This is a genomic window from Cupriavidus sp. C1SS-2L (assembly GCF_057073735.1).
The window spans coordinates 661022-686654 of sequence record NZ_CP172709.1 but is presented as its reverse complement, the minus strand read 5'-3'; the positions used below and the strand labels follow the sequence as shown (position 1 = coordinate 686654).

Sequence of the window (25633 nt, the reverse complement as noted above, 5' to 3'; positions counted from 1 at the left end):
TCCGCGCAAGGAAGGGCTTACAGAAACCGCGCCAGCAGGTATGATCTCGACTGCGATGCATGAAGCATGCGGCGGCACGGCCCGCCGACCCTGGTTCTTGCTGAATCGATAGAACAAGGAAGTCTATGCAGTTGGATTTCACCCGAGCCATTACTCCGGGTCCTGAGAGAGCGCGGCGCGTTGCGCCCACCGCTCAGTCTGCGCCGAGCCCCCGGCGGCGCAAAAAGGAAGCGCCTCCGCACTGGGAGCGCGGCTACCGTTCGCACTTCTACCGCAACGAGCGCGGCGAGAAGCTGGGAGAAGTCCGCCTGTCCGACCGTGGCGACGTGCCGGTGGTGTACCACTGGGCCGCGGGCAACTACTCCGGCGCGGAAGGATCGCTGGTCCATGCGCGCGCGCGCGTGGAAGAGACGGTCGGCTTTGGCATGCGCCAGCTTTCGCTGTTTTGATGACGTTCTGACGCTGTTCTGATTTCCCGCCCGGTGCCCCGATCGATGGCACCCACACACGTAGCGCCTTAGTCCAGGCGGCGCTGCAGCAGCATGTACACCGCAGCGGTCAGCGCCAGCACCGCAATCAGACGGTAGATATCCTCGCAAGCAATCAGACGGGCCTGTTGTTCGACCAGCCCGGCAAGCTGCGCCATCGCGCCATGGCGAGCCTGCGCTTCATCAAAGCCACGAGCGGCCAACGCCGCCTGCACCGACTGCATCCAGAGCTGGGTTTCCGCGACCCGTTGCCCGAGCGCGTGCACGAGACTGTCATGCACGGCAAACTGCCGGTTCTGCAGCAGCACTGCCCCGATGGCCGAAGCAAACGAGCTGGCGATCTGGCGCATCAGGTTCTTGCTGCGGTAGCCATGCGCGAATTCCTCGCCGCTCAGTGAGCGGAACGTCAGCCCGGCGATCGGGATGATCACCATCACGCCAAACAGGCCCTTGCCGACCAGACCCCAAGCAAGCGCGGGCGGCCCTGCGTCCGGCGGCATGCGCGAAAACCACCAGGCCGTGGCGGCCATCATCATCAGGCCGGTCACCATCAGCGGCTTCTTGCGGGTCAGCCTCGAGCCGTAGCGCAGGTAGATGATGACCCCGACAAGGCTGACGATCGCGGCAAAGGTGTTGAGCCAGCCCGTGGTGGCCAGCGGAATCCGCAGTGCCTGCTCCGCGTAGATCGGAAACACGTAGGCGCTGAGGTTGTTGATCATGTAGTACACGAAGTACATGCCGATCCCGGCCAGGTAGATCGGATTGCGCAGCGCGCGCAGATGCAGCACCGGGGTCTCGTGGTGCCACTGGTGCCAGAGGAACACGGCAAGCAGACCGAGGCCTGCGGCCGCGATCAGCGCCAGCCGGAGCGGATGCGAAAAAATGTCGAAGCGCGCTTCGGTCAGTGCCGCCTGAAGCGTGACTACCGCAGCGCCGAACAGCAGCAGCGGCCCGAGCCCGGGGCTCGGTGCCGGGCGGCGCGGCTCCGCATCGGGCAGCAGCACCCACGCGCCAAGCGCGGCCAGCGCGGCGAAAGGAAGGGCACCGTAGAACACGTCCTGCCAGACGCCGTGGTCCACCAGTTCGGCTGCGAATGCAGGCCCCAGCGCGCTTGCCACGAAAATGCCGGTCATAAAGATGCGGCTTGCGCGCGGCCGGTCGGCGGGTCCGAACAGCACCGCGACCAGGATGCGGCAGCTCGTGAATAGCGCGCCGCCGCCAAAACCCTGCACGAAGCGGGCTCCGACCAGTTGGGCGAGCGAGTGGCTGGTCGCGGCGCCCAGCGTGCCCGCCATGAAGATCAGCAGCGCACCGGTCAGGTAATAGCGGTAGCCGAAGCGGCGTGACAGCCATTGCTGCTTCAGGATCATGAGCATGCTGCCCACGGCGTACGCGGCCTGCGCGAGCGCGAAGCTGCGGGGATCCGCGTCGAGACCGCCCATGATGTGGCTCGACGCGAACACGAACATGATGTTCTCGAGGAATTCCACGCCGGTGGCCAGGGCCAGCAGCATCATCAGCAGCGTCTGCCGCTGCCGGTGGCTGAGCCACCGCAGCCAGCGCACGCTCAGGCGCAGCTGCCAGAGCGATTGCCAGCGAGAGCCGACGCTCATGGCTGTAACGCCAGCAGGCTCTGGTGCAGGCGGTTCAGCACGCGCGTGCTGGACGCCAGCGCGTTTTCCCCGACAGGCGCCCACACTTCGGCATAGGCCGCATGCACAAGCGGCAGCGCTCGCTCGAGCAGCCTCCGGCCAGCCGGCGTGAGCGTCAATTCCAGACTGCGGCGGTCCTGTTCAGAAGCCTGCCGGCGCACCAGGCTGCGAGCCTCCAAGCCGTCAACCAGGCGGGTCATCTGCGTACGCGTGGCGTCGATCGTGGCACTCAGTTCGGAAGGCATGCTCGGCTGTCCCTCATCGACGGCAAGCATGCTGAGGACGAGGTACTGATTCAGGTCGAGGTCGAACTGCGCGAGGCTCCGGTTGATGTGGTCACGCAGCAGGCGTGCGGTGCGCAGTAGCAGCCGGGATGCCAGGATCAGGTCGCGCGGGGCATCCGGATGCGCCGCGCAGTAGCGATCCATACGTTGTTCGAAGGACATGGCGAGGGAGGCATCCGCGCCGCAGGATAGTGGCACAGATGATTTCATCTGAGATAGTTTCAGACGAAATTATATCAGCCGGGACGAATTTCGCCAGCCCGGACGTTGTCGGCGTGCCTTATGCGAAGACTCGCCGACACGCGGCGCGCGCCTGCGCGCAGCCTTGCAAGTTCCTGCGGCCGCCGCGCCTCCGGCATGGCGCCATACCGCAGGCCGATGTAGGTGGCGATAAAGGCATGGATCGCCGCAGCGGCATGCGGCAACCGGGCTGCCGCGCGCGCTGCGAATGCCTGGGGGCCTTCGGCCGCGCCGCGCTCGCAGCCACGGCGTGCCAGCATGCGGCACACCTGCGCATAAGAAGCTTCCACCGGATCGATACGCCGGCGGCGCAGCCACAGCGGCAGCAGTGCCAGCAGACTCAGTGCGGCGAGCCCAAACGCGAGCAGTTGCGCCAGGCTGATGCCGGGCAGGTGCTTGCCGAACAGCCGTTCCTGCTGGCCGCGGTCGTATTGCAGGATCCACCGCTGCCACGTGTAGGTCAGCCCGTCATAGGCCCAGCGCACGTTGCGCAGCCAGCCGGCGTCCCGGCCCGGTGACCAGACGCCGGATTCCTGACTATCCAGTGCGGCGTCGAGCCCTTGTTCGACCCGGCTCGGCGCTACCGCACTGGTCGGGTCGACACGCACCCAGCCGCGTCCTTCCAGCCAGACCTCGGCCCATGCGTGGGCGTCGGACTGGCGCACGATGTAGTGGCGGCCGAGGGGGTTATACTCGCCGCCCAGGTAGCCGGTTACCACGCGCGCGGGCACGCCCGCCGCGCGCATCAGGAAGACGAAGCTGCTTGCATAGTGTTCGCAGAAGCCGCGATGTGTCTCGAACAGGAAGCTGTCGACCTGCTGCGTGCCCAGTGGGGGCGGCCGCAGCGTGTAGCCGAACGGCGCCGAGGCAAACAGTCGCAGCGCGGCTTGCACGCGCAGTGCAGGGTCGGCATAGCTGGCCGCCCAGCCCGCAGCCAGCTCGCGTGCGCGCGGATTGCCAGGCGGAAGGCTCAGCGCGAGTGCCTGCGTGCGTGCCGACAGTGGTTCGGGCGATGGACCCAGCGTGGAGCGGGCCCGGTAGCGCATACGCTGGTCGACTGGCACCGACGCGAAATACTCGCCATCCGCGGTGACACGGGTATTCGCATCCGATGACATCGCCACGCCACGGTCCAGCGTGAACAGCCACTGTTGCTGGCTTGGTTCCAGCGTGACGGTGTAGTCAACGCCGCCGGCCCGCGGTGTACCAGCGGGCGGCGTGGGCGCGGCCGGCATCGTGAATTGCTGGCGTTGCCGCGCGGGCAGCCAGGCGGATCCGTCGAATTGCCACAGCACCAGCGCACGCCAGTAGAGCGCACCGGTCGGCAACGGATCGCCCTCGACCTCCGCGCGCAGCGCAACTTCCGGCGAGCGTACGAGCTGCCCGACGCTGCCCGGGCGCATCACGTCGCTGAGGCCCGTTCGCGACGTCGGCGTCGATTGCGGCAGGCGCCACAGCGGATGTTCCAGGCGTGGGAACAGGATGAACAGCGCCAGCGCCCACGGCAGGCCAATCAGCGCCATGCGCCCCAGCAGCGGCCAGATGGCCAGCCGGCCGCGCGCTTCGGGGTGGTGGAGCAGCAGCCAGTTGCGCAGAACCCATGCGCCGATCACCATGCTGTACAACGCCAGCCAGAACGGCTGGTCGGACAGGTACAGCGTCAGCAACAGGTAGAACGAGAGCTGCGTGACCAGTGTGGCATCGGCGAGGCTATGGCATTCGAGGAGTTTGAGCACGACAAAGGCGCCCAGCAACGCAACGGCCAGGTCGCGCATGGCGCCGCCGCCGTCTTGCCAGATCAGCGCCGCGGCGATTCCCAGCACCAGCAGGGCGGCCACGCCAACTACCCATCGCGATGGCAGCGGCGCACGCTTGCGCCAAAGCAGCCAGCGCCAGCACAGCAGCGCGAGCAGCAGCAGGCTGACCGCCATCGGCAGCGTACGCGCCTGCGGCGCCAGTACCAGCGCGAGCTGTCCGAGCAGGACGCCGTGATCCTGGTGCGCAAGGGGTCGCGCCGCCGTGCTCATGTCGGGGCTCCTCGGCCGGGCGCACGCCACAGTGCCAGCGCTTCCAGGCAGGCGCGGCGGTGGCCGGCGCCGTGTCCGGGCCGGATTTCCACACCTGGCAGCCGCAGGCCGACTTCGGTGGTGTCACTGAGGGCCAGCAGCCATGCGCATAGCCTGGACAGGCGCGCTTCGGTCGGCATGCTGGCTGGCAGCGTATGCCAGTCCAGCCAGCGCGTCGGCCGTGCCGGCGGCTCGCCCGCCCGGCTCATCCAGCGGCCGGTGCGCGCGCTGTGCTTCCACGCAATGCGGTGCAGCGGGTCGCCGCTGCGGTACTTGCGAAGCTGGTCGATGCCTCCGTCGGTGGCCGGTCCACCGGCGGTGCCATCGTCGCCATTGTCCACGGCAGCCAGTGGTGGCAGTGGCGGCGCGGCGGTTTCCGGCGCAGGGAAAACCAGCACCGACAGGCCCAGGTCCGCATAGCCCCAGACCCGGAACAGGCCGAACGGAAACCGGCTCGACAGCGTGACGCGCGGCAGCCGCAGCCAGCCGCGCCGCGCGGCTGGTACATACAACGTCAGCGTGCCACTGCTTGCGGCATCGAGCGTGACGCTCGCGGTCTCGACCTCTGGCATGGCCGCGACGCGCGCCTCGATGCCGATGCGCGCCTGCTCGTCGGCATTGGACAGCCGCAGCGCAAATCCCGCATTCAGCCCGGCGAACGCTTCCTGCGCGGGAGCGCCCGGGTCCGCGGTCACCGACACATCCAGCAGGTTCCGATAAGCGAGCCACATACACGCCATGCCGATGCCCGCCAGCAGAAACGTGAGCCCGAAGCCGAGGCTGATGTTGTAGTTCAGCGATGTCAGCAGCATGGCCAGCAGCAGCACGGCAAAGCCGACGCCGCTGCGGGTGGGGAGGATGTAGAGACGCCGGCGATCCAGCCGCACGTCGCTCTGCGCCTGGACTTGCGGAGCCCGGAACCAGCGCCGCCGGTATGGCGAGGCACCGGCCAGCGGCAGCGCGGCGTGGCGGGTTGCCGCGGACGGATCGCGCGGCATGGCGGTCAGGGAATCGGTACGCCAGCCAGCAGCGTGGACAGGCTATCGGCGCCGGCGCGTGTTCCGGAGGGCTCCAGGCGGTGCGCCGCCACGGCGGTAAAGACCGCCTGTACGTCTTCGGGCAGCACCAATTCGCGTTGATCGAGTAGTGCCCATGCCCGCGCACACGCCAGCAATGCGAGCCCCGCGCGCGGCGACAGTCCGGCGGCAAACGCGCTGCTGGTGCGTGTCGCATGCACCAATGCCAGCACGTAGTCCACCAGTGCCGGGCTGACGTAGACCTGTGCCGCGGCTTCCTGGAGCGCCAGGACCTGTGCGGCATCCATGACGGGTTCGTCCTGGGGTGGCGTGCCGCCGCCCAGATACAGCACTCGTTCGAACGCCGGATCGGGATAGCCCAGCGACAGCCGCATGGTGAAGCGGTCGAGCTGCGACTCGGGCAGAGCGTGGGTGCCGAGTTGCTCGAGCGGGTTCTGCGTCGCAATCACAAAGAATGGCGAGGGCAGCGCATGCGTGGCGCCGTCGTGCGTGACCTGGCCTTCGGCCATCGCTTCGAGCAGCGCGCTCTGGGTTTTGGGCGGGGCGCGGTTGATCTCGTCGGCCAGCACCACTTGCGCAAAAACGGGCCCGCGATGAAAGCGGAACTCGCTCGTGTCGCGGACGAAGACCGATACGCCGATCAGGTCGGCGGGCAGCAGGTCGCTCGTGAACTGCACGCGCTGGTATTGCAGGCCAAGCGTACGGGCCAGTGCATGCGCCAGCGTGGTCTTGCCGACACCGGGCAGGTCTTCCAGCAACAGGTGGCCGCGGGCCAGCATGCAGGCCAGGGCCAGCCGGATCTGGCGCGGCTTGCCCAGCACGATGCGGCCGAGCTGGTTCTGGGCTTCGGCGAGCGTAGCGACGATCCTCGGGCGAGCAGTCACATTGGCCTCGGCTGGGAGACGGGGAATCCGCGCATTGTAGCGGCGTGCGCCTTGCTCGGCACAGTCTGTTTCCGCACGAAGACAACCATGCGCGGGTCGGGCTTTTCCTGCCTCTTCGGCCTTGACGCGCGAGCGGCGCCGGCTTCTGGCATCATCGTCGTATCGGCCACATGTTGGCCTGGATCTCCCTCTGCCGCAATGACTGCCCCGCTGGACGCATCCCCCTTCCCGTCTGCCACCTCCACCGAGCCTGATTCCGCCGCGCTGAAGCACCTCGCCGAGGCGTTCCACAAGGATGGCTTCATCGTGCTGCGCGGCTTCGCGCCGGAGCAGACCTGTGCTGCGCTGGAAGCGGTGACGCGCAGCCACCTGGCCACGGCCGTTCCACCGGTCGAGTTCGAGGCCGACCTCGGCTATCCCGGCGCACCCGCCACGCGCGATGCCGCCGGCGGCGGCACCGTCAGGCGATTGCGGCAGGCTTATGGACGCGATCAGGTCTTTCGCGACTGGGCGGCGAACCCGCGCCTGACAGCTATCGTGCAGGCGCTGTTGGGCGAAGCCCCGCGCATCACGCTGGCCCACCATAACTGCGTGATGACCAAGCATCCGCACTACGGCAGCCAGACCGGCTGGCATCGCGATACGCGCTACTGGTCGTTCGTCAGCCCGGAACTCGTGACGGTGTGGCTGGCGCTTGGCGACGAGGACGAGAGTAACGGCGTCCTGCGCGTCATTCCCGGCTCGCACAAGGCCGTGCTGGAACCGGGCCAGCTCGATCCGGCCGAGTTCCTGATCGAGGCCCACCCGGCAAGTCAGCCGTTGCTCGAGAGCGCGGCGTCGCTGGCGTTGCACCGTGGCGACGTGCTGTTCTTCGACAGCCGGCTGTTCCATGCCGCCGGCCGCAACAGCTCGAATGCAGTCAAGCTGTCGGTGGCGTTCGCCTACTTCGGCGCCAGCAATCGTCCCGTGGACGGCACGCGTTCGGCCGAATTCGGCAGCGTCGAGCTTTAAGCGTGCCCGGGGCGGGGCCTGTGGCGCTCAGGTGCGCAGGCCGACCAGCCCAGAGATCTTGTCGGCCGCTTCCAGCAGCGAAGGCAGAAAGCGCTCGCGCATTTCCGCGGCGCTGGTGCGGTTGGCCTGGCCGCTGATGTTGAGGGCGGCAATCGTATGGCCCGCGCGGTTGCGGATCGGCGCGGCCAGCGAAACCAACCCTTCTTCCAGTTCCTGGTCATTCAGCGCCCAGCCGCGCGTACGGATATCGGCGATGACGGTCTTCAGCGCATCGATATCGGTCACGGTGCGGCTGGTGCGCGCGCGCAGTTCGGTGTTGCGCAGCACTCGGTCCAGTTCATCGGGGGGCAGGCCGGCCAGCAGCACGCGCCCCATCGAGGAGCAATAGGCCGGCAAGCGGCTGCCGATCGACAGGTTGATGGTCATGATCTTGCGGGCGGGCACGCGCAGCACGTAGACGATCTCGGTGCCGTCGAGCACTGAGATCGAGCAGCTTTCGTGGACCTGTTGCGAGAGCGCCTCCATGATCGGCTCGGCCAGGTTCCAGAACGGCATCGAGGTCAGGTAGGCAAAGCCAAGATCGAGGATCTTCGGGGTCAGGCGGAACAGCCTGCCTTCGGCCTGCACATAGCCAAGGCCCACCAGCGTCAGCAGGATGCGGCGCGCGCCGGCGCGCGTGAGGCCGCTGGCCTGGGCGATTTCCGTCAGGGTCTGGGCCGGGTGCTCGGCGTTGAACGCGCGAATCACGGCCAGGCCGCGTGCAAAAGACTGCACATAGCTGTCGCTGGGCTTTTCGGGCGTGGCGGCGGAGGTGGCGGCGGTTTCCGCGGCTTGTGAGGGATCGGCGGGACTGGCCATCTGTCGGGCACCGGCGCGGGTCGCCGGATTGGCTCGCAAAGGCCGAAAGCGTAGAGGAAATACGCCGGTTTCGCCAGTGCGCAGCGACGCACGTGCTGGCGGCGCCGCCGTTCGGGGCGCCGCCGCCATGCTGTCTCCTGCACCGTTATCGGGTTACCCGGATCAACGGAAGCTCTTCTGCAGCAGCACGAAAATGGCCATGACCACGCACAGCGCGGCAAAGCCGTGCAGCATGTCCATGCCGGCCAGCAGGGTGGCCTGTCGGTCGATTTCCAGCGAGATCTTTGCCAGGTTCGACGCGGACAGTGCATCGGGCATCTGCAGCGACGGCGTGAAGCGCGTGACGTGCTCGACCAGGTGCGTGCGGTGCGCCGCCAGGCCGTCCTGCATGAAGACGCTCGCCAGACCGGTACCGGAGGCCGAGGCGATCTGCTTGCAGACGTTCTTGAACTGGTACGCGTGGGAGAAGTCCTCGACCGGCAGGTCCAGGTAGGTCATCGAAGCGACCTGCACCATCAGCAGGACCGGCGTCAGGCCTTCCAGCAGCACCACCGGCACGAGTGCGTAGTCGGGCGCTCCGGGCATCAACTGGTACGACAACAGCATGGCCGCGCCTGCATAGATGAGAAAGCCGACCGCGATCACGCGGCGCTTGCGGAAGACCAGCGCCATACCCAGCGTGATCAGCACCGCGCCGATGGCGGAAACCGTGCCGCTGGTCGTGAGCAGCATGCACGTGGTACGGAAGGTCAGCCGCAGGCCGCTCTGCGTGAGCGTGGGCAACAGGAATGCCCACGCCGACGACAGCAGGTAGTACAGCGTATAGAAGCCCAGCCCGTACAGGTACTGGCGGCCGGCCAGCCGCGAGAAGTCGATCCATGGGTCCGGGTGCCGGTACAGGCGCCAGCCGCTGAACGCAAACAGGCCCACGCCGAGCAACGCGGCCAGCGGCATCTGCGGCGAGCTGAAAAAACGCGTGTAGCGCATTTCCTGCAGCGTATGCAGGAAGACCAGCGCACCGAGTGCCGCGGCGATCGCAGCCGGCCAGTCCAGCGTGGAGACAGGCGGATGCGGATCGCGCGGCGCGCGCGTGGGATAGGTGGCGATCACCGACAGCAGCACCGGCAGCGAGATCCCGGCCTGGAACAGGAACACCGCGCGCCAGCCGATGTCGTCAAGGAAGATGCTGGTGAGCCATGGCGTGATGGCCAGCATGGCGAACGCACCGCCGCCAAAGCGCAGCATCAGCGGCGCGCGCTCGGCCGGCGTCGATACCAGCTGCACCAGGATCCGCGAGGCCGCGAACAATCCGCCGGCGCCCAACCCCTGTACAGCCTTGCCGCCGATCAGTCCGGCCGGGCTGGCGGCTTCGGCGCACAGCAGCGAGCCGACGATGAAGATCAGCAGCGACGCGATGGTGAAGCGCTTGTACGTTGTACGGCGCGCGATCTGGTCGAGCACCATGTTCATCAGCACCGCGGTGGCCGCGTAGGCCGAGACCGCATACAGGTAATCTTCGGGCGCGGCGCCCACGCCGCCCTGGATGTGCTGGCTGGCTACGCCCATCATCAGCGTGGAGGAGAAGTCGATGCCGGTCACGAGGCCCAGCGTCAGCCCGAACAGCGACAGCCGCCAGTGGCCCATCTCCGGATGGCTAGCGATCTGCATGCGAGGGCGGGCGGGGGCTGCGGTAGCCATGGTGGCCTGGCTTGGGGAAGTGGTGGCGCTGTGCGCGACCGGGACGCTGGAAACAGCGGGGACAGACGTTTGTTGCATCGCTACAGCATAATGTCGCCTGCTGTCTGGAACTACAGCTTGTCAGGGAAACATTGTCCGGTGAACGAAACAATCCAGTGGAATGATTGGGAGGCGTTCTGCTGCGTGGTCGAGCAGGGCACATTTACGGCAGCGGCGGAGCAGCTCGACTGCCCGAAATCGCGCGTGTCGGCTGCCGTGGCGCGGCTCGAAACCGCGATCGGCGCGAAGCTGCTGGAGCGCACCACGCGCCGCATGCGGCTCACCGATGCCGGCAGCGCCGTCTACCGCGATGTCGCGCCATTGTTCGCGCGCCTGCGCGAAATCCGCCAGGAAACGCTCGCGCGCGAGGAAGGCGTGCAGGGCGTGCTGCGCATCGCCACCCCCTACGAATTCGGCGCGCAGCAGCTTGGCGGCATCATCTGCCGCACGCTGGCCGCGCATCCGGCGCTCGATGTGTCGGTGGAAATCACGCAAGGCCTTGTCGATCCGATCCGCGACGGGTTTGACGTTGCTTTCGTGATCGTCGACGCCGACCTGCCCGACTCCGGTACAGTGGCACGCCGCATCTACCACGTGGAGCGCGGTCTCTTTGTCGCGCCGGCGCTGGCCGCCAGCCTGCCGCCGCTGGCGCGCCCCGAAGACCTCGTCAATATGCCGACGCTCACGACGCCGGGCGACACGGTATGGGAATTCCAGCGCGACGGCGAAAGCATCACGGTGCCGATCCGGCCGCGCATGCAGACCTACAACGCGGAATTGCGGCTGCAGGGCGCGCTGGCGGGACTGGGCATTGCCAAGTTGTCGGTGAACTATTGCGAGGCGGAAATTGCGCAGGGCCGGCTGGTGCGCGTGTTGCCCGACTATCCGTTGCCGCCGCTGCGCGCGTTCGCGTTGCTGCCGGACCGGCGGCTGCAGCCGCGCAAGGTGCGCGCGTTCATGGAGGCAATCGAGTCGATGCTGGAGCCCGAACTGGAACAGGACTCCGAGGAAGGAGCGAGCCCGGCTTTCTGACCGGGCTGCGATGCGGGGGCGTTCAGGGCTGCGGCAAAGGATCAGGCGCCGTCGGTGAAGGCGTCGCGGGATTCCTGCACGGTGCGGGCGCCATCGGTGTACGGGTCGCGCTTGCCGAGGTTGGCGCCGTCGGTGAACGGATCCACCTTGCCGAGCTTGGCGCCGTCGGTGTACGGGTCCACCTTGCCCAGCTTGGCACCGTCAAGGTAGGGGTCGACATTGCCGACGCGGCCGATGCTGCCGTCGAGGCGGGCCAGGTCCGAAACGGGCGAGGCAGCGTGTGCGCCGGAAGCGGCGGCCAGCGTCAGGCCGAGTGCGCAGAGCACGGAAGTGGCAAGGTTGCGGCGTTGTGCAAGGGTCTTCATGATCATGTCCTTCTTGTCAGGGTTTGTGGCGTCAACCACGATGCCTGTAATGTAGGACTTCGAAGACCCCGGAAAAAGCGTCAATCTCCGACACACTGTCCAATAAGCTGGACAATGTCGATGCGCGCTCCGTTTCGCCCCGCTTTGCTCAGTAGTGCATGCCGAACACGCCCACGCTCAGGCGGGCGATGATCATCAGCAGGATCTGGGCGATCACGAACAGCACGAGCGGCGAGATATCGAAGCCGCCCAGGCGCGGCACCACGCGCTGGATCGGGCGCAGCAGCGGCGCCGTGAGGTAGTTGATGGCCGGCGTGACGGGCGAGTGCGGATTCACCCACGACAGGATCGCCATCAGCAGCGTTACCCACATCACGAGACTGATGCCCCACTTGAGCACGTAGAGCACGCCGCCCAGCAGCACCATGGGCAGGAAATCGAGCAAGGCACCGCCGGTGAGCGCTGTCACCAGCAGCAGGAACGCCACCGCGGTCAGCCAGGCGCCGACCACCGTGGCCCAGTCGATGCCGCCGAAGCCAGGAATGACCCGGCGCAACGGCCGTACAAGCCAATCGGTAACCTGGAATACACCTTGGGACACCGGATTGCGCGTGGGCAGGCGCGTGATCTGCATCCACACGCGCAGCAACAGGGCCATGCCGAACAGGGTAAAGACTGTATCGAGCAGGAATAGGGCGATTTCCGTAAACATCGGTCAGGGTTCCGTGGCGGTGGGAAAGGTGTCTGCAACCGCACAGATTCTGCCATAGCCGGATGCCATGACGGCGCCGCTTCGCATTCCGCGATGCGGCAGGTCTGCCCCTATAATTGCGACGGTCCGAATCCGGACGCCCGCCAAGCCTTGCGCGATCGCGCTTTTACCGTCTGCCTTCCCTGCCTATGCCAAGCAAGTCCGCCTCCGCGAAACAGTCGCCGCTCAGCAAGCTGGACTTCGAGGCACTTTCAGATTTCCGCTACCAGTTGCGCCGCTTCCTGCGTTTTTCCGAAGACGCCGCGCGCAACGAAGGCGTGACCGTGCAGCAGTATTTGCTGATGCTCCATATCCGGGGCTGCCCGGGCAAGGAATGGGCATCGATCGGCGAACTGGCCGAGCGGCTGCAGGCCCAGCAGCACGGCGTGGTGGCGCTGGTGAACCGCTGCGAGGCTGCTGGCCTGGTCAAGCGCAAGCTCAACCCTGATGACCGCCGCGTGGTCCAGGTGCACCTGCTTGCAAAGGGCGAGCGCTGCCTGAACCGGCTGGCCATGCTGCACCGGACTGAACTGGAGTCGCTGCGCGGTACTTTCCGCGTGGCGCGCATCACGGCGTTCAACGACGACGAAGCCGAACGCGGCTGAGGCCGCCACGCCACGGCTGGGGCCGGGCCGTTACAGGCGGTTACCAATCACAATTTGTAGTGACACCCGCCGCGCTCCGCCGGCTCTAGACTCGCGCGCATTCCCAACTCGCGAAATCCGCAGGAGCCGTTTCCATGTCCATCCCCTTTCGTTCCGTTGTGCTTGCGGTGCTCGGTGCCGGCGCGCTCGCCGGTTGCGTGACTGCGCCTTATGGCGGATACGCGGGCGGTTATTCGGGTGGGTACTCCGGAGGCTATGGTTCCGGTGCGGTAACGCAGACGGGGTATCCGCAGTCGTCTTATCCGCAGGCGGCCTATCCCCAGCAGGGATATCCGCAGGCAAGCTACCCGCAACAAGGCTACCCGCAGCAAGGCTATCCCCAGCAGGGCGGCTACCAGCAGGGGTATCCCGCCGACAGCGGCTACGGCAGCACCGGCGCCGATCAGTATGGTGTCCGCTATGGATGGGTCGAGTCCATCGAAGTCGTGTCGGGGCAAGCGGCTTCGACCAGTGGTGCCGGTGCCGTGGTCGGCGGCATCGTTGGCGGCCTGCTCGGCCACCAGGTCGGTGGCGGACGCGGCAACACCGTGGCGACCATCGGTGGCGCGGTGGCTGGCGCGCTGGCCGGCAACGAAGTGGAGAAGCGCGGCAGCGCGGTGCCGCCCGCCTATCGCGTGCGCGTTCGGACCAATGACAATGCCTATCTGACCGTGACGCAGGCCAATCCGTACCAACTGCGGAATGGCGACCGGGTGCGGGTGGAGAATGGCGTAGCCGTGCCGTATTGAGGCCGAGACAGGCGCTCGTCAATGCGGCGGGCGCCGTATCTGGCGAGTGGCCCCGCCAGACACACCTTGCCCGCAGACTGTCCCGCTATCGTCCCGTTCCGCCTGTCTCGTCGCTGAACAGCGCCGCATAGTCTTCACGCAGCTTCCGCTTGAGCAGCTTGCCTGCCGTATTGCGCGGCAGGTCGGCCACGAACACCACGCGCTTGGGCACCTTGAACGGTGCCAGCGCATCGCGTGCATGCGCGACCAGTGTTTCTTCGGTGGCTGCAGTATCGCGCTTGAGCACCACGCAAGCGGTCACGGCTTCCACCCACTTCGGGTGCGACAGCGCGAACACCGCCACCTCGGCCACAGCGGGATGGGTGTACAGGCACTCCTCGACTTCGCGGCTCGACACCAGCACGCCGCCCGAGTTGATCACGTCCTTGATGCGGTCCACCACATACAGGTAGCCCGCGACATCCATGTAGCCGAGGTCGCCGGAATGGAACCAGCCACCGGCGAATGCCTCGGCGGTCTGTTCCGGCTTGTCCCAGTATTCGGTCAGCAACTGAGGCGAGCGGTGCACGATTTCACCAAGCGTGCCGGGCGCGACGTCGTTCATCTTCTCGTCGACGATGCGGGTTTCCACATTGAGCACGGGCCGTCCCGCAGAGGCCGGGCGCTCCGCATGCTCGTCGGGACCGAGCACCGTGGCGAGCGGGCCGATCTCGCTCTGGCCGTAGCAGTTGTAGAAGCGCAGCGCCGGCAGCTTCGCCTGCAGTTCGAGCAGCACCGGCACCGGCATGATCGAGGCGCCGTAGTACGCCTTGGTCAGCGTGCCGAGCCGCGCGGGATCGAAATCGGCATGCCGCAGCAGCGCGATCCACACCGTGGGCGGCGCAAAGAAGCTCGTGATCTCTTCGTCGTGGATGGTGCGCAGGCAGAAGCCGGCCTCGGGGCTGTCGGCGATGAGCGTGGTGCCACCGCTCAGCAGCAGCGGCATCAGGAATACGTGCATCTGCGCCGAGTGGTAGAGCGGCAGCGCTGCGAGCGAATAATCCGATGCACGCACGTCGCATGCCGCGATGGTGCTCACGTACTCGGCCAGCAGCGCGCGATGCGTAAGCACGGCGCCCTTCGGTGCGGAAGTGGTGCCGGACGTGTACAGGATCTGCGCCGGCGTGTCGTCGGCCAGTTCCGCGAGCACCGGTGCCGCGGGCCCTTGCGCGGCTGCCATCAGGATGTCGTGATCACCGCCACCATGCAGCGTGCCGCTCACCCGGCAGGGTAGCCCTTGCACGCGTTCGGCCAGTGCAGGATCGGCAAAGATCGCGCTGGCACCGGATTGCGTGACGATGTACTCGGCTTCGCTTCGCGTCATCGAGAAGTTCACCGGTACGTGGATCAGGCCGGATCGCAAGCACGCGAGCCACAGCAGCACGTAGGCATCGGAGTTTTTGCCGAAGGCCGCGACGCGGTCGCCGGGCCGCAGGCCCCACTGCGCGAGCGCACCCGCCACGCATGCCGCGGCTTCGTCCAGTTGCCGGAAGGTCCAGCTACGGGCGCCGAAGCGGATGGCAGTCTTGTCGGGATCGCGCCGGACGGCGCGGCCGACGGCGTCAGGGATGGTATTGCGCAGGGCGCGCTGCTGCTCTGACTGCATGGTGGTCTCCGTTATCGTGGTTTGGATCCAGCAAGTCTTGAAGCTCGACAGCTCAGCATACGGCGTGCCGCACGCCGGTGGCAAGGCGGGCCCCTCCGGCGAGGGGCGCGGGATTACAGCGTCTGCGCGAGGAAGGTCAGTGCGCGGCCGTGCGCCAGCGCTGCGCTGTGCTGGTGGTAACTCGCGCGGGCCCAGCAGTTGAATCCGTGGTCGGCGCCGTCGTAGACGAACACCTCGGTGCCACGCTTGCCGGCGACAGCGGCACGCACGTTGGCGACCGCATCGGGCGTGATATGCGCGTCGAGCGCGCCGTAGTGGAACTGCACCGGCACGTTCAGCGCGCTCGCTTCCTGCAGGTTGTTCTGGATGCCGCCGCCGTAGTAGGGCACCGCGGCGTTGACGAGGCCGCGCGCCGCGCTCAGGTAGGCGAGCAGGCCGCCAAAGCAATAGCCAACCGCCGCAACCTTGCTGCCTGCACCGGTGTGCGTGCGCAACGTGCGCACGGTCGCGGCGATATCGCGCACGGCGGCTTCCACGTCGACCGACTTGCGCAGCGCCATGGCGCGCTCCATGTCGGGGCCGGCATAGCCCAGCTCGATGCGCGGCGCATCGCGCCAGAACACATCGGGCGCGAGCACGGTGTAGCCGTCGGCCGCGTACTGGTCGGCTACCGCGCGGATATGTTCGTTGACGCCGAAGATTTCCTGCAGCAGCACGATGGCGGGGCCATCGGGCTGCACGCCTGCAGGCGGCAGGCTCAGGTAGGCGTCAAAGCTGCCGGCGTCGCTGTCGACACGGATCCATTTGCTGTTGGGAGTGGCTGGCATGGCGGGTTCCTGGTGACGGATGAAGGATGGGCAAACCGCAAGTGTGCCACCGCCGGCCAGATCACGCCGGCCACGGCTCAGTACGCGGACGACTGCTGGAAGCGCGCGTTCCAGTTCTCGGTATAGGCCTTGACCACCGCCGAGTCGCCGCGGATCAGCATGCCGTTCTCGGCGTTGCGTTCTTCGGCGGACTTGGTGAAGTTGAACGACCCGGTGAATACGGCCTGGTCATCGAACACCATGACCTTGTTGTGGGCGATCGCGGGCTTGGTGTCGATGACGACCGGAATGCCCGCGTGCTTGAGGAAGGTGGCGCTGGTGTAGCGTTCGCTCACCTGGCTCTTGTCGACGATCACGCGTACATCGACGCCGCGCTTGTGCGCCTGCACCACGGCTTCGGCGATGGGCTTGCTGGTGAACGAGTAGGCCTGGATCAGCAGCCGCCGGCGCGTACCGCGGATCGCATTGACGAGCAGGTCCTGGCAGCTCAGCCCGTCGGGGACGAAGCACAGGGTATAGCCGCTGCCCGACGCAAACGGCTTGGCGTTGACCGGACGGGCCGACGCATCCTGCCGCGCGTTCTGGCCCGGGATGTCGGGCATGTGCTTTGCAATTGCGTCGTTGAAGGTGCTGCTGATGGTATCGGTGATGCTGTCGAGCGCCGAGGCGGAGCGGGCATGAGCCAGGCCGGTTGCGCATGCGGCGAGCAGTAGGGCGGACAGGGCCGCGCGCTTGGATCGGTGAGTCACGGTGCGATTCGGTTCGGGAACGGAGGCCCGCATTGCCACGCCGCGCGGCAATGCGGGCCCGCAGCGTAGCAGCACGCTCCGCACCGGACAAGCCGCGCGTGTGTAACAGTCCTTTTCACCGCATGCGTCTACTGGGTTTTCACCGTGGTGCTGCCTATGATGGATAAACCGCGCCGGGTGCCAGCCGGCCAAGGAGACGGACATGAGCGACCATACCTACAAGCTCGTCGAAATCGTCGGCTCATCGCCGGACGGCAGCGACCACGCCATTCGCAATGCGATCGCCAAGGCCGGCGAGACCATCAAGAACATTGACTGGTTTGAAGTGGTGGAAACGCGCGGCCATATCGAGAACGGCAAGGTCGGGCATTTCCAGGTGACGCTGAAGATCGGCTTTCGCGTGACCTGAGCGGCCACCAACGGCAGGCGGATTTCCTTCACGTCGAAGTGCGATTCGCCGATCAGTGCCTTGTCGTATTCGCTCGCCAGTCCCACAACGTGTTGGCGTCGATGGGTTGTTGCGCAGTCCAATCGCGAGGTCCGGTATTGGGCTGCGATGCTGACCGCCTATGAAATCCCGCACCAGGTCCAACGAGGCGTGGGCCCGCTTCTACATCCTCGATGAACGCAATGAGCCGGTCCAGGTGGCTGGCCATGGCGAATGGTCGCGCTGGATGGAGGAGAACGACCCCGTGTTCCGCCGTACCGTGCTGGAGGCTGCCGGCAGCACGGTGACCACGCGCTTCCGCGGGGTGTCGGAAGCCGCGCCGGTGGACACGCCGCTATTTATCACGCGCGTGGCCGGGGCAGCGGATCCCGGCGGGAACCGCAGCTACGGGGCCAGCTCGCTGCAAGCGGCGCTCGCGCAGCACGAACGGATCGTGCAGAAGCTGCTGCGCGGTGAACTGGCGAGCAAGGGTATGGAATGATCCGGCCTGTCCCGCACGGCAAGAACGCTGTGCGCGCGCCGGTGTCCAACCTGTGCTGCCAGCCACTCGACGAAGGCGCAATGGAGGATCCACCATGCATGACGTTGCCTTCGTACATGCCCACGCGGCCAATGCCCGCTGGCAGGACGCGCTGGCGGACTGCCGCCAGCAACTGGAGGCCCAGCTTGCAGTGCAACACGCCCGGCTGGGCAGCGCGGTCGCCCTGACGCTTGGCTGGTGCTACCTGAGCGACTACTACGCAACGGCCGCCGAGCGCATTCTCGATGCATTGCAGCAGGAATGGCCCGGCGTGGCCTGGGTCGGTACGGCGGCAATGGGAATATCGGCTTGCGGGGTGGAGTACATCGATGAGCCCGCACTGGCGCTGATGATGGCGCCGTTGCCGCGGGACGCGTTCCGGCTGTTCTCGGGGCGCAAGCCCTTGCCGCCAGCCACTTCAGGCTTCACGCCTCATACCGCGCTCGTGCATGCGGAGGGGTCGACGCCAGACCTCCAGGACCTGCTGCGCGAACTGAGCGAACGCACGGCGACCGGCTACCTGTTCGGCGGATTGTCGTCGGCACGCAATCAGACACTGCAGATCGCCGACGGCATCTTCACGGGCGGCCTGTCGGGCGTACTGTTCGGCCCTGGCGTTGGCCTGATCTCTCGCGTGACGCAGGGCTGCCAGCCCATCGGGCCTGCGCGAACGGTGACGCGCGCGGAACGCAACGTGGTGTTCACGCTGGACCATGAACCCGCCCTCGACTGCGTGCTCAAGGATCTCGGGCTCGAGCGCGATGCGCCGACCAAGGCCATGGCCGAGGCGCTGTCGGGAACGCTAGCCGGCCTGAGCGCCGGTACCGAAGATGCGCCAAGGCTCCCCGGCATGTTCGGCGCAGAAACCGTGGTGCGGCATCTGATCGGCCTGGACGTGCAGCATCGCGTACTCGCGCTGGCCGATGTTCCCGAAACCGGTATGCGGCTGGCGTTCTGCACGCGCAATCCAGCCGCGGCGCGCACGGACCTGACGCGCATCGCCACGGAGATCCGGGCCGAGATCGAGGGAGGCGCAGCCGGCAAGGCGCTCGGCGCGCTCTATATCAGCTGTTCCGGACGAGGTGGGCCGCATTTCGGCGCGCCCAGTGCCGAACTGCAGATCGTGCGCCGTGCGCTCGGGGATTTGCCGATGGCGGGCTTCTTTGCCAATGGCGAGATCGCTCGCGACCATCTGTACGGCTACACCGGCGTGCTGACGGTTTTCACCGGCGCTGTGGTTTCCTGAGGGACAGGCGGCACCTGTGCGCCGCGCGCACAGTTATGATGCCGGCTGTACCGCGTGCCGCCGTGACGGACACGCCACCCCCACACCGCAGACCAGGTATCTACATTGCGTTTCCTGCATACCGCCGACTGGCATCTCGGGCGGCTCTTTCATGCCCGCAGCCTGATTGAAGACCAGGCCTACATCCTCGACCAGTTTGTCGAACTGGTGCGCACCGAGCGGCCCGACGCCGTGCTGATCGCCGGCGATGTCTATGACCGTGCCGTGCCGCCGCCGGAAGCGGTGGCGCTGCTCGATGACGTGCTGGCACGGATCATCCTGGACGTGGGCGTTCCTGTCGTGCTGATCGCCGGCAACCACGACAGCGCGCAGCGGCTGGAATTCGGCGCCCGGCTGATGCAGTCGCAGGGCCTGCACGTTGCCGGCTGCACGTCCGCCACACCGGCCTGCGTGTCGTTGCATGACGCGCATGGCGAAGTGCGACTCTATGCGCTGCCGTATGCGGAGCCGGCCGTCGTGCGCGACGCGCTCGGTGCCGAACTGCCCACCCATGAGGCGGCGTTGTGCGCGCAGCTCGACGCGATTCGTGCGAGCCATCCGGCCGGTATGCGCTCCGTGGTGGTCGGCCATGCGTTCGTGGTCGGCGGCGCGGTCAGCGAATCCGAGCGGCCGTTATCGGTGGGCGGCAGCGGCGCTGTTGCCGCGCAAGCGTTCCAAGGGTTCGACCTTGTTGCGCTGGGCCACTTGCACCGGCCCCAGACCCTCGACGGGCGGGTGCATTACGCGGGCTCGCTGCTCAAGTATTCGTTGTCGGAATGCGGTCACGACAAATCCGTGTCGATGATCGACCTTGGCGCTGACGGCAGCGTGCAAATCACGCCCATGCCCCTGCGGCCGCTACGCGACCTGCGTATCGTGGAAGGCGAACTCAGCGAGCTGATCGCCGCTGCCGCCGATGACGCGCGACGTGATGACTATGTCTATGCACGCCTGACGGACACCGGCGCGCTGCTGGACCCGATGGCGAAGCTGCGGCAGGCTTATCCCAACGCGCTCGCGGTCGAGCGCACCGTGCTGGCACGCGGCGGTGTAGCCGGCGATGCGGCGCGGCGCCTGCGCGAACAAAGCACGGGCGAGCTCTTCGCGAGCTTCTTCCGCGAAGTGGTCGATGCGGAACTCGATGATGGCCAGCGTGGCGCGCTGGAACAGGTGCTGGCCGGCATGGCCGCGGCACAGCGGGAGTCCGCATGAGACCCCTGCACCTGACAATGCAGGCCTTCGGGCCGTTTTCCGGCACTGAGGCAATCGATTTCACGCGCCTGGGCGAGCAGGCCTTCTTCCTGATTCACGGGCCTACAGGTGCCGGTAAGACCACGCTGCTCGATGCGGTCTGCTTCGCACTGTATGGCGATACTTCCGGCGGCGAACGCAGCGCGCAGGCCATGCGCAGCGCCAACGCCGCGCCCGGATTGCGCACGGAAGTCGCGCTCGAATTCAGCCTTGGCGAAAAGCGCTACCGCGTCGTGCGTTCTCCCGCGCAGGAGCGGCCGAAGCAGCGTGGCGAAGGCATGGTCAACGAGACCCCGAAGGCCCAGCTCGACGCATGGGACGGTGACGGCTGGGTCAGCAAAGCCGGGCAGCCGGCCAAGGTCACCGAGGCCGTCCGCGAACTGCTGGGCTTTGACAGCGCACAGTTCCGCCAGGTCATCGTGCTGCCGCAGGGACGCTTCCGCGAACTGCTGACCGCGAGCTCGCAGGCGCGGCAATCGATCCTGGAGCGCCTGTTCCGCACCGAGCTGTACCGGCGCGTGGAAGAGTTGCTGAAAGGCGAAGCGGCCGGCATCAAGCGCGAAGCCGAGCGCATCGGCGACCAGCGCCAGGCGCTGCTCGGGCAATTCGAGATGGAATCGACGGAAACGCTGGCTGCAGGCATCGCCCAGCTCCAGCAGGAACTGGGCGACCTGCAACAGCAGGAACAGGCTGCGCGTGCCACGCTGGCTGCTGCGCAGTCGGCGCTGCAGGCCGGCGAGCAGGTCGAGGCGCGGCTGCGCGAACGTGCCGACGCGCAAGCTGCTCACGATGCCTTGCTGGCCCGCAAGGCGACGGTCGACGAACAGCGCGTGCGTTTGCAGGCGGCGCGGCGCGCCGCGCAGGCGTGGCCTGCCGTCCAGCAGATGGAGACTGCCCAACGAGACCAGCAAACCGCGCAGGGCGCCGTGGAGCAGGCGGCTGGCGCGCTGCGGCAGCAGCAGGCCGAGGCGGCCCACTCGGGCGAACGGCTGCAGGCAGAGCTTGCGCGCGGTGACGCGCGTGAAGCCGCGCAGCGCCGCGTGATGGAATTCGAGGCGCTGCTGCCGCGCGCGCGTCAGCTCGGCAGCTTGCGCCAGTCACTTGATGCGGCGCAGAAGCAGCAGGGCGATACCGTCGCCGCGCGGGATCGTGCCGCGCAGTCGCTGGCGCAGCGGCAAGCGGAGCTGGCCTCGTCCGAAGAGGAACAGCGGCGCGCCCAGATGCTCGCCGCACAGGCGCAGGCGCTGAGCCTGCAACTGCAGGCTGTGCAGGCGCGTGCAAAGCAGATTGCCCGCTACCGGCAGACCGGACAGGCGGTGGCAAAAGCCCGCGAGGCGTTTGCGCGTAGCGACGCTGCGGCTACGCGTGCCGCAACCGGCCGTGAGTCCGCGCGCGCGGTGCTGGCCGCCACCGAATCGGCATGGCGCACCGGACAGGCTGCGCGCCTGGCTGCCGCACTGACAGCGGGGGACACATGTCCCGTGTGCGGCGGCACCGATCATCCGTCGCTGGCGCAACACAGCGGCGAACTGGTATCGGATGATGCGCTTGAACATGCGCGGATCGCCTCGCGAGAGGCCGATGATCTCGTGCTGCGCGCTGCTAATGCCCGGCACGCCGCGCAGGCGGACGTCGAGCGGCTGTCAGAGCAACTCGCGGAACTCGAAGCTGATATCGGCGATGGTGCGCTGCGCACCGTGGAGTCGACGGCGCAGGCCCTGGCGGCACAGACGGCGGAGCTTGAGCGCGATCTGGCGGCGGCACAGGCTTCGGCTGCCCGGCTGCAACGCATGCCGGCGGTCATTGAGGAACGGCGTTCAGCGCTGGCTACCGCTGATGACCTCCACCGCAAGGCCTGCGCGGCGGTGGAATCCGCGGCGCAGGCGCTTGCCCAACTGCAGGGCGAGTGGCGCGCAGCCTGTGCCCAGTTGCCGGAAGATTTACGCGTTCCGCAAGCGATCGAAGCCGCGCTTCAGCAGGTGCGCAAGCAGATGGCCGTGCTTGTCGCCGCTCTTGAGTCGGCGCAGGCGGCCGACAAGCACGCCACTGCGGCGCTGGCGCGCGCCGAAGCGGCCAGCCAGTCCGCATTGGCGACGCAGGTCCGGACAGGCGAACGTCTGCAAGAGGCCCGCAGCGCGGCGGATGCCATGCTGGCAGCGTCGGGGTTTGCCGACATGGCGGCATTCAGCGCGGCACGGCTCGATGCCGCGGCAATGGAAGGGCTGGATGATGCGGTGCGCAGGTACGACGAAGCACTCGCGGTGGCCGCGCACGGCCTTTCACGTGCGATTGCGGCGGCCGAAGGGCTATCGGCCCCGGACATCGATGGCTTGCGTACTGCTGCGTCGACCGCCGCCGCCGGCGTCGAAGACCTGGTCCGGCGGCAAGCCGATCGGGGCCGCATGCGTGACAACCTGCTGCAATGCCAGCGGCAGCTCGATGCACTGGCCGCCGCCAACAGCGAGATAGAGGCGCGCTACGCGGTGCTCGGGCGCCTGGCGGAGGTTGCCAACGGCAACAATCCGCGCCGCATGACGTTCCAGCGTTTTGTGCTGGCCACCTTGCTCGACGAGGTACTGGAAGCGGCGTCCGTGCGCCTGCTGGCGATGAGCCGGGGCCGCTATACGCTGCAGCGCGTACGCGAGCAGACCGACCAGCGCTCGGCCGGCGGCCTCGATCTGGAAGTGTTCGACTATGACACCGGCGCGGCGCGGCCGGCCAACACGCTGTCGGGCGGCGAGGGGTTCCTCGCGTCCCTGTCGCTGGCGCTGGGGCTGGCCGACGTGGTGCAGTCGCGCTCGGGCGGCATCCAGCTCGACACGCTGTTCGTCGACGAAGGCTTCGGTACGCTCGATCCGGAAAGCCTGGACTTCGCGATCCGTACATTGCTGGACCTGCAGCAGGCCGGACGGCTGGTGGGGATCATCTCGCACGTCGCTGAACTGCGCGAACGCATCGACGTTCGGCTCGAAGTCAAGCCTGGCGCTGCGGGCAGTCGCGCGGTGATGCAGTTGCCCTGATCGCGATGGTGGGGTCAGGCCGTGAAGACCTGTTGACAGCGGATCGCCATGATCTGCGCTTCGAACGCGCGGGCTGCCAGGCGCGGCAGGCGCACACGCGTGCGCGGCGTGGGCATTTGCGGAGCCGGCTCGGCTGGCGGGACGTCAAGCTTCCAGTGTTGCCGCGTGGTACGCAGAATCCGTTCCAGCGCATCGTGATGACTATTATTGAAGGTCCTTGAGGGACTGGGGTGGCGCGGGATGGCGATTGCGCGTGCCATGATGTCCGACTCCTCTGGCTGTTCTGGTCAGGCCCTGGGGGCCTGACTCGTTGTCTTCAGACTTGCCGGGGCGTGCCGGGTGGTCCGATGGCGGTTGCCATGTGGCATGTCTTGAGGCAAGCATAGGCAACGGGGATCCGCGGCCGTATCGAAGCCGGGCCGATTGTGGCGTCGGCTCTGTCCTACAGGCGCTGAATGAGGCCCTCGGTGTATCGCACCCTCCATGTATGGGCCTCCTTAAATCGAGTGCGGCCGATTACCGGACAAGCTCTTTACCGTTGTCTTGACCCGCATTTGTCGCGAGGTGTACTCTGTTCATAGTGCGAATTCAAGTTCGTAATTAGAACAAAACTGACGCACTCTGTTGGAACACGTCTTGGCTAGTGCGCCATCACCGGTGCTTGCGCCAGACGCCCGTCCGGCAGGCATGCCCGGAGACAGTTTTTGCGCGCCGCGCCTTGCGGCCGGTTCCGGCACCTGCCAGACCTCTACCCGGACTGGAACGCAAGTGATCAACAAGCTATTCGACTCGGTGGAAGCGGCGGTGGCCGGCATCCACGACGGCGCCACGATCCTGATCGGCGGTTTCGGCATGGCAGGCATGCCCGCTGAACTGATCGATGCCCTGATCGCCCAAGGCGCGCGCGACCTCACCATCGTCAACAACAACGCCGGCAACGGCGACACCGGCCTGGCCGCGCTGCTGAAGACCAAACGCGTGCGCAAGATCATCTGTTCGTTCCCGCGCCAGACGGACTCGTACGTGTTCGACTCGCTGTACCACGCTGGCGAAATCGAACTGGAACTGGTGCCGCAGGGCAACCTGGCCGAGCGCATCCGCGCCGCCGGTGCCGGCATCGGCGGTTTCTTCACGCGCACGGCCTACGGCACGCCGCTGGCCGAAGGCAAGGAAACGCGCATCATCGACGGCCAGGGCTATGTTTTCGAAAAGCCCATTCACGCCGACTTCGCCCTGATCAAGGCCGACAAGGCCGACCGCTGGGGCAACCTGACGTATCGCAAGACCGCTCGCAACTTCGGCCCGATCATGGCCATGGCTGCCAAGTGCCCCATCGTGCAGGTGAGCCACGTGGTGGAACTGGGCGAGCTGGATCCCGAGCACATCGTGACGCCGGGCCTGTTCGTCAAGCGCGTGGTGAAGGTCTGAGCGAAGGAGAGCGAACATGCAAAAACTGACCCGCGACCAAATGGCCGCCCGCGTGGCCAAAGACATCCCCGAAGGTGCCGTGGTGAACCTCGGCATCGGACTGCCCACGCTGGTGGGCAACCACCTGCCCGCAGACAAGGAAATCCTGCTGCACAGCGAGAATGGCCTGCTCGGCATGGGCCCCGCGCCCGCGGCCGGTGAAGAAGACGGCGACCTGATCAACGCCGGCAAGCAGCCAGTGACGATCAAGGCTGGCGGTTCCTATTTCCATCACGCCGATTCGTTCGCCATGATGCGCGGCGGCCACCTCGACTTCTGCGTGCTGGGTGCGTTCCAGGTCTCCGAGAAGGGCGACCTGGCCAACTGGCACACCGGCGCACCGGGCGCCATCCCCGCCGTTGGCGGTGCGATGGACCTCGCCATCGGGGCCAAGCAGGTGTTCGTGATGATGGAACACCTTACCAAGCAGGGCGAAAGCAAGATCGTGCCGCAGTGCTCCTATCCGCTGACGGGCATCGGTTGCGTGACGCGCATCTACACTGATCTGGCCACCATCGACGTAACCACCGACGGGCTGGTTGCGCGCGACCTGGTGGAAGGGCTGAGCTTTGACGAGTTGCAGCGCCTGACCGGCGTTACCCTGATCCAGGGCTGACCACTGA

25 protein-coding genes are annotated in these 25633 nt (G+C 67.0%); 12 read left to right on the top strand and 13 right to left on the bottom strand.

The window, feature by feature from the left end; genetic code table 11:
* Positions 1 to 125: 125 nt before the first annotated feature.
* Entirely contained in the window at positions 126 to 449 is a 324-nt protein-coding gene (locus tag ACIGJG_RS20915; protein WP_011301670.1) for a hypothetical protein, read from the top strand.
* Between the two features lie 68 nt (positions 450 to 517).
* Here ACIGJG_RS20915 and ACIGJG_RS20910 read toward each other — a convergent pair whose 3' ends face one another.
* The 5 genes from ACIGJG_RS20910 to ACIGJG_RS20890 all read right to left on the bottom strand — a co-directional run bounded on the left by ACIGJG_RS20910 (position 518) and on the right by ACIGJG_RS20890 (position 6651).
* Positions 518 to 2101, bottom strand: coding sequence for an MFS transporter (locus ACIGJG_RS20910; protein WP_011301671.1), 1584 nt, complete (start codon positions 2099 to 2101; stop codon positions 518 to 520).
* Entirely contained in the window at positions 2098 to 2586 is a 489-nt protein-coding gene (locus ACIGJG_RS20905) for a MarR family winged helix-turn-helix transcriptional regulator (protein ID WP_041680340.1), read from the bottom strand. The genes ACIGJG_RS20910 and ACIGJG_RS20905 overlap by 4 nt, the downstream gene beginning before the upstream one ends.
* Before the next feature lie 74 nt (positions 2587 to 2660).
* Positions 2661 to 4691: a transglutaminase TgpA family protein gene (locus ACIGJG_RS20900; RefSeq protein WP_483673853.1), complete on the bottom strand. Its 2031-nt coding sequence runs from the start codon at positions 4689 to 4691 to the stop codon at positions 2661 to 2663.
* Positions 4688 to 5728, bottom strand: coding sequence for a DUF58 domain-containing protein (locus tag ACIGJG_RS20895; protein WP_011301674.1), 1041 nt, complete (start codon positions 5726 to 5728; stop codon positions 4688 to 4690). Before ACIGJG_RS20895 ends, ACIGJG_RS20900 begins: the two co-directional genes overlap by 4 nt.
* A gap of 5 nt (positions 5729 to 5733) precedes the next feature.
* A complete protein-coding gene (locus ACIGJG_RS20890; protein ID WP_011301675.1) occupies positions 5734 to 6651 on the bottom strand; it encodes an AAA family ATPase in 918 nt (305 codons plus the stop codon).
* A gap of 198 nt (positions 6652 to 6849) precedes the next feature.
* Here ACIGJG_RS20890 and ACIGJG_RS20885 point away from each other — a divergent pair, with 198 nt between their 5' ends.
* The gene (locus tag ACIGJG_RS20885; protein ID WP_483673852.1) at positions 6850 to 7662 is read left to right on the top strand and encodes a phytanoyl-CoA dioxygenase family protein; all 813 of its coding nucleotides are present in this window, start codon (positions 6850 to 6852) and stop codon (positions 7660 to 7662) included.
* Positions 7663 to 7689: 27 nt separating this feature from the next.
* Here the strand turns inward: ACIGJG_RS20885 and ACIGJG_RS20880 are convergent, their stop codons facing one another.
* Positions 7690 to 8520: an IclR family transcriptional regulator gene (locus ACIGJG_RS20880; protein WP_041680341.1), complete on the bottom strand. Its 831-nt coding sequence runs from the start codon at positions 8518 to 8520 to the stop codon at positions 7690 to 7692.
* Between the two features lie 162 nt (positions 8521 to 8682).
* Positions 8683 to 10296, bottom strand: coding sequence for an MFS transporter (locus tag ACIGJG_RS20875; RefSeq protein ID WP_483673851.1), 1614 nt, complete (start codon positions 10294 to 10296; stop codon positions 8683 to 8685).
* A 60-nt stretch (positions 10297 to 10356) separates the two neighbouring features.
* Between ACIGJG_RS20875 and ACIGJG_RS20870 the strand changes: the two genes are divergently transcribed.
* Positions 10357 to 11289 (top strand): LysR family transcriptional regulator, encoded by a 933-nt coding sequence (locus tag ACIGJG_RS20870; protein ID WP_041680342.1) that lies wholly within the window; start codon positions 10357 to 10359, stop codon positions 11287 to 11289.
* 41 nt (positions 11290 to 11330) lie between these two features.
* On the opposite strand, the gene ACIGJG_RS20865 is transcribed toward ACIGJG_RS20870, so the two are convergent.
* A complete protein-coding gene (locus ACIGJG_RS20865; protein ID WP_011301680.1) occupies positions 11331 to 11660 on the bottom strand; it encodes a hypothetical protein in 330 nt (109 codons plus the stop codon).
* A 142-nt stretch (positions 11661 to 11802) separates the two neighbouring features.
* On the bottom strand, positions 11803 to 12366 hold the full coding sequence (locus ACIGJG_RS20860; RefSeq protein ID WP_011301681.1) for a YggT family protein: 564 nt from the start codon (positions 12364 to 12366) through the stop codon (positions 11803 to 11805).
* Positions 12367 to 12554: 188 nt separating this feature from the next.
* Between ACIGJG_RS20860 and ACIGJG_RS20855 the strand changes: the two genes are divergently transcribed.
* Both ACIGJG_RS20855 and ACIGJG_RS20850 read left to right on the top strand, forming a co-directional pair.
* Positions 12555 to 13010 (top strand): MarR family winged helix-turn-helix transcriptional regulator, encoded by a 456-nt coding sequence (locus tag ACIGJG_RS20855; RefSeq protein WP_011301682.1) that lies wholly within the window; start codon positions 12555 to 12557, stop codon positions 13008 to 13010.
* 134 nt (positions 13011 to 13144) lie between these two features.
* Complete coding sequence (locus tag ACIGJG_RS20850; RefSeq protein ID WP_011301683.1) at positions 13145 to 13798, top strand: glycine zipper 2TM domain-containing protein; 654 nt, start codon at positions 13145 to 13147, stop codon at positions 13796 to 13798.
* Between the two features lie 85 nt (positions 13799 to 13883).
* Here ACIGJG_RS20850 and ACIGJG_RS20845 read toward each other — a convergent pair whose 3' ends face one another.
* The 3 genes from ACIGJG_RS20845 to ACIGJG_RS20835 form a co-directional block, all read right to left on the bottom strand.
* Positions 13884 to 15443 carry an acyl-CoA synthetase gene (locus tag ACIGJG_RS20845; protein ID WP_011301684.1) on the bottom strand — a complete coding sequence of 520 codons (1560 nt, stop codon included), beginning with the start codon at positions 15441 to 15443 and terminating at the stop codon, positions 13884 to 13886.
* Positions 15444 to 15556: 113 nt separating this feature from the next.
* Entirely contained in the window at positions 15557 to 16270 is a 714-nt protein-coding gene (locus tag ACIGJG_RS20840; protein WP_011301685.1) for a dienelactone hydrolase family protein, read from the bottom strand.
* 77 nt (positions 16271 to 16347) lie between these two features.
* A complete protein-coding gene (locus tag ACIGJG_RS20835) occupies positions 16348 to 17019 on the bottom strand; it encodes a phospholipase D family nuclease (protein WP_258234688.1) in 672 nt (223 codons plus the stop codon).
* A 202-nt stretch (positions 17020 to 17221) separates the two neighbouring features.
* On the opposite strand from ACIGJG_RS20835, the gene ACIGJG_RS20830 reads away from it, so the two are divergent.
* The 5 genes from ACIGJG_RS20830 (at position 17222) to ACIGJG_RS20810 (ending at position 23543) form a co-directional block, all read left to right on the top strand.
* Positions 17222 to 17428, top strand: coding sequence for a dodecin (locus tag ACIGJG_RS20830; RefSeq protein WP_011301687.1), 207 nt, complete (start codon positions 17222 to 17224; stop codon positions 17426 to 17428).
* 160 nt (positions 17429 to 17588) lie between these two features.
* Positions 17589 to 17948 carry a hypothetical protein gene (locus ACIGJG_RS20825; RefSeq protein ID WP_011301688.1) on the top strand — a complete coding sequence of 120 codons (360 nt, stop codon included), beginning with the start codon at positions 17589 to 17591 and terminating at the stop codon, positions 17946 to 17948.
* 94 nt (positions 17949 to 18042) lie between these two features.
* Positions 18043 to 19233, top strand: coding sequence for an FIST signal transduction protein (locus ACIGJG_RS20820; RefSeq protein WP_140953081.1), 1191 nt, complete (start codon positions 18043 to 18045; stop codon positions 19231 to 19233).
* A gap of 105 nt (positions 19234 to 19338) precedes the next feature.
* Positions 19339 to 20484, top strand: a complete 1146-nt coding sequence (locus ACIGJG_RS20815) for an exonuclease SbcCD subunit D (protein ID WP_011301690.1) — start codon at positions 19339 to 19341, stop codon at positions 20482 to 20484.
* The gene (locus tag ACIGJG_RS20810) at positions 20481 to 23543 is read left to right on the top strand and encodes an AAA family ATPase (protein ID WP_011301691.1); all 3063 of its coding nucleotides are present in this window, start codon (positions 20481 to 20483) and stop codon (positions 23541 to 23543) included. Before ACIGJG_RS20815 ends, ACIGJG_RS20810 begins: the two co-directional genes overlap by 4 nt.
* A 14-nt stretch (positions 23544 to 23557) precedes the next feature.
* Here the strand turns inward: ACIGJG_RS20810 and ACIGJG_RS20805 are convergent, their stop codons facing one another.
* The gene (locus ACIGJG_RS20805; RefSeq protein WP_011301692.1) at positions 23558 to 23803 is read right to left on the bottom strand and encodes a hypothetical protein; all 246 of its coding nucleotides are present in this window, start codon (positions 23801 to 23803) and stop codon (positions 23558 to 23560) included.
* 508 nt (positions 23804 to 24311) lie between these two features.
* Here ACIGJG_RS20805 and ACIGJG_RS20800 point away from each other — a divergent pair.
* Together ACIGJG_RS20800 and ACIGJG_RS20795 are read left to right on the top strand one after the other, a co-directional pair.
* Positions 24312 to 24971: a 3-oxoacid CoA-transferase subunit A gene (locus tag ACIGJG_RS20800; protein ID WP_041680343.1), complete on the top strand. Its 660-nt coding sequence runs from the start codon at positions 24312 to 24314 to the stop codon at positions 24969 to 24971.
* A 16-nt stretch (positions 24972 to 24987) separates the two neighbouring features.
* Positions 24988 to 25626 carry a 3-oxoacid CoA-transferase subunit B gene (locus ACIGJG_RS20795; protein WP_011301694.1) on the top strand — a complete coding sequence of 213 codons (639 nt, stop codon included), beginning with the start codon at positions 24988 to 24990 and terminating at the stop codon, positions 25624 to 25626.
* Positions 25627 to 25633 lie beyond the last annotated feature (7 nt).

Coding starts and splice junctions, on each gene's coding strand:
- ACIGJG_RS20905 (WP_041680340.1), bottom strand. CDS start 2,586: ATGTCCTTCGAACAACGTATGGATCGCTACTGCGCGGCGCATCCGGAT.
- ACIGJG_RS20860 (WP_011301681.1), bottom strand. CDS start 12,366: ATGTTTACGGAAATCGCCCTATTCCTGCTCGATACAGTCTTTACCCTG.
- ACIGJG_RS20810 (WP_011301691.1), top strand. CDS start 20,481: ATGAGACCCCTGCACCTGACAATGCAGGCCTTCGGGCCGTTTTCCGGC.
- ACIGJG_RS20865 (WP_011301680.1), bottom strand. CDS start 11,660: ATGATCATGAAGACCCTTGCACAACGCCGCAACCTTGCCACTTCCGTG.
- ACIGJG_RS20845 (WP_011301684.1), bottom strand. CDS start 15,443: ATGCAGTCAGAGCAGCAGCGCGCCCTGCGCAATACCATCCCTGACGCC.
- ACIGJG_RS20895 (WP_011301674.1), bottom strand. CDS start 5,728: ATGCCGCGCGATCCGTCCGCGGCAACCCGCCACGCCGCGCTGCCGCTG.
- ACIGJG_RS20910 (WP_011301671.1), bottom strand. CDS start 2,101: ATGAGCGTCGGCTCTCGCTGGCAATCGCTCTGGCAGCTGCGCCTGAGC.
- ACIGJG_RS20840 (WP_011301685.1), bottom strand. CDS start 16,270: ATGCCAGCCACTCCCAACAGCAAATGGATCCGTGTCGACAGCGACGCC.
- ACIGJG_RS20880 (WP_041680341.1), bottom strand. CDS start 8,520: ATGGCCAGTCCCGCCGATCCCTCACAAGCCGCGGAAACCGCCGCCACC.
- ACIGJG_RS20825 (WP_011301688.1), top strand. CDS start 17,589: ATGAAATCCCGCACCAGGTCCAACGAGGCGTGGGCCCGCTTCTACATC.
- ACIGJG_RS20820 (WP_140953081.1), top strand. CDS start 18,043: ATGCATGACGTTGCCTTCGTACATGCCCACGCGGCCAATGCCCGCTGG.
- ACIGJG_RS20830 (WP_011301687.1), top strand. CDS start 17,222: ATGAGCGACCATACCTACAAGCTCGTCGAAATCGTCGGCTCATCGCCG.
- ACIGJG_RS20915 (WP_011301670.1), top strand. CDS start 126: ATGCAGTTGGATTTCACCCGAGCCATTACTCCGGGTCCTGAGAGAGCG.
- ACIGJG_RS20805 (WP_011301692.1), bottom strand. CDS start 23,803: ATGGCACGCGCAATCGCCATCCCGCGCCACCCCAGTCCCTCAAGGACC.
- ACIGJG_RS20875 (WP_483673851.1), bottom strand. CDS start 10,296: ATGCAACAAACGTCTGTCCCCGCTGTTTCCAGCGTCCCGGTCGCGCAC.
- ACIGJG_RS20900 (WP_483673853.1), bottom strand. CDS start 4,691: ATGAGCACGGCGGCGCGACCCCTTGCGCACCAGGATCACGGCGTCCTG.
- ACIGJG_RS20795 (WP_011301694.1), top strand. CDS start 24,988: ATGCAAAAACTGACCCGCGACCAAATGGCCGCCCGCGTGGCCAAAGAC.
- ACIGJG_RS20855 (WP_011301682.1), top strand. CDS start 12,555: ATGCCAAGCAAGTCCGCCTCCGCGAAACAGTCGCCGCTCAGCAAGCTG.
- ACIGJG_RS20885 (WP_483673852.1), top strand. CDS start 6,850: ATGACTGCCCCGCTGGACGCATCCCCCTTCCCGTCTGCCACCTCCACC.
- ACIGJG_RS20850 (WP_011301683.1), top strand. CDS start 13,145: ATGTCCATCCCCTTTCGTTCCGTTGTGCTTGCGGTGCTCGGTGCCGGC.